Genomic DNA, 1,787 nt, shown 5'->3' with positions numbered 1-1,787 from the left:
CCGGCGAGGACGAGGAGGGGTGCCGCACCCGCTGTTGCGGGACCGGCCGCGAGGGGGCCGGGATCCGGTGGGGGCCGTTCGGGCCGTAGGCTCGATCAGCTCAGCGCCGCCAGGAAGCGAAGCCGGGGGAGATCCCCAGGACAGGGAACACACAGGGACATGTCCGAGACCACGTTGCTGCTCGGGGGGCGGATCCACTCACCCGCCGACGCCGACGCCACCGCGATGGCCGTCATCGACGGCACCGTCGCCTGGGTCGGGTCCGACCGGGTCGGCCGTGCGCTGCACCCCGAGGCGGAGGTAGTCGATCTCGGCGGTGCGTTCGTCACGCCCGCGTTCGTCGACGCCCACGTGCACGCCACTTCCTCGGGCCTGCTGCTCAACGGCCTCGACCTGACCGGGTGCGCTTCGCTGACGGAGTTCCTGCACGCGCTGCGCGATCACGTCGAGGAACACCCCGGCGCGCTGGTGTGGGGGCACGGCTGGGACGAGACGTGGTGGCCGGAGCGCCGCCCGCCGACCCGCTCCGAGATCGACAGCGCCTGTGGCGGGGCGCCGGTGTACCTCTCGCGGATCGACGTGCACTCCGCGCTGGTTTCCACCGCCCTGATCGATCGCGCACCGCTGGCCCGCGGCGCCGAGGGCTGGAGCGGCGAAGGTCCGCTGACCCGGGTGGCCCACCACCACGCGCGCAGCGCGGCCAGGGAATCGCTCGGCGTGGCCCAGCGCCGCGAGGCGCAGCTGGCTTTCCTGCGGCACGCGGCCGCGCACGGCGTGGCCAGCGTGCACGAGTGCGCCGGACCGGACATCTCCGGTGAGGACGACCTCGCCGACCTGATGGCGCTGTCCGCGCGGGGTGATCTGCCGGAGGTCGTCGGCTACTGGGGCGAGCTCGGCGCGCTGCACACCGCACGCGAGCTCGGGGTGCGGGGCCTCGGCGGCGATCTGTTCATCGACGGCGCGATGGGCTCGCGCACGGCTGCGCTCGGGGCGCCCTACAACGACGATCCGACCACGTCCGGCGTGCTCTACCTGGACGCCGAGGCGGTGGCCGAGCACCTCGTCGAGTGCACCAGGAACGGGTTGCAGGCCGGTTTCCACGTCATCGGTGACGCCGGGGTGGCCGAGGCTTGCGAGGGCTTCCGCCGCGCGGCGAAAGTGCTGGGAGTGCCCGCGCTGGCGAGCATGCGCCACCGCCTGGAGCACCTGGAGATGGTCGGCCCGGAGCAGGCCGCGCAGCTCGGGTCGTTCGGGGTGGCCGCATCGGTGCAGCCCGCGTTCGACGCGGCTTGGGGCGGTCCGTCGGACATGTACGCGCAGCGGCTCGGGGTGCAGCGCGGCACGCGGTTGAACCCGTTCTCGGCGTTGGCGTCGAACGGGATCCTGCTGGCGCTCGGCTCGGACGCACCGGTGACCCCGGTCGACCCGTGGGCTTCGGTGCGTGCCGCGGTGCACCACCGCACGGAAGGTTTCGGCATCTCACCGCGCGCCGCGTTCACCGCGCACACCCGCGGCGGCTGGCGTGCCGCCGGTCTCGACGACGGGGTGACGGGGGCGTTGATGCCGGGCGCACCGGCGACTTACGCGGTGTGGGAGACCGGCGATCTGGTCGTGACGGCACCGGATTCGCGGGTGCAGCGCTGGTCGACCGACCCGCGGTCGCGCGTGGCCGCCCTGCCGCGGCTGGGTCCCGAGGACGCCTTGCCGCGTTGCCGCCAAACCGTGCACCGGGGTGCCGTCATCTATGGCTAAGCACTCTCGCCAGCGGCCGGGCCGCCACGCTCCGG

General features: G+C 73.9%; 1 protein-coding gene. It reads left to right on the top strand.

From position 1 onward, the window contains the following. Positions 1-159 precede the first annotated feature (159 nt). Positions 160-1,752, top strand: coding sequence for an amidohydrolase (locus IJH84_RS10930; RefSeq protein ID WP_295143540.1), 1,593 nt, complete (start codon positions 160-162; stop codon positions 1,750-1,752). The last annotated feature ends 35 nt before the right edge of the window (positions 1,753-1,787 follow it).

Origin of the sequence: Saccharopolyspora sp. (assembly GCF_017434145.1) — a bacterium.
In the GTDB taxonomy this organism is placed as follows: domain Bacteria; phylum Actinomycetota; class Actinomycetes; order Mycobacteriales; family Pseudonocardiaceae; genus Saccharopolyspora_C; species Saccharopolyspora_C galaxeae.
This window is presented reverse-complemented; position numbering and strand designations above follow the sequence as displayed.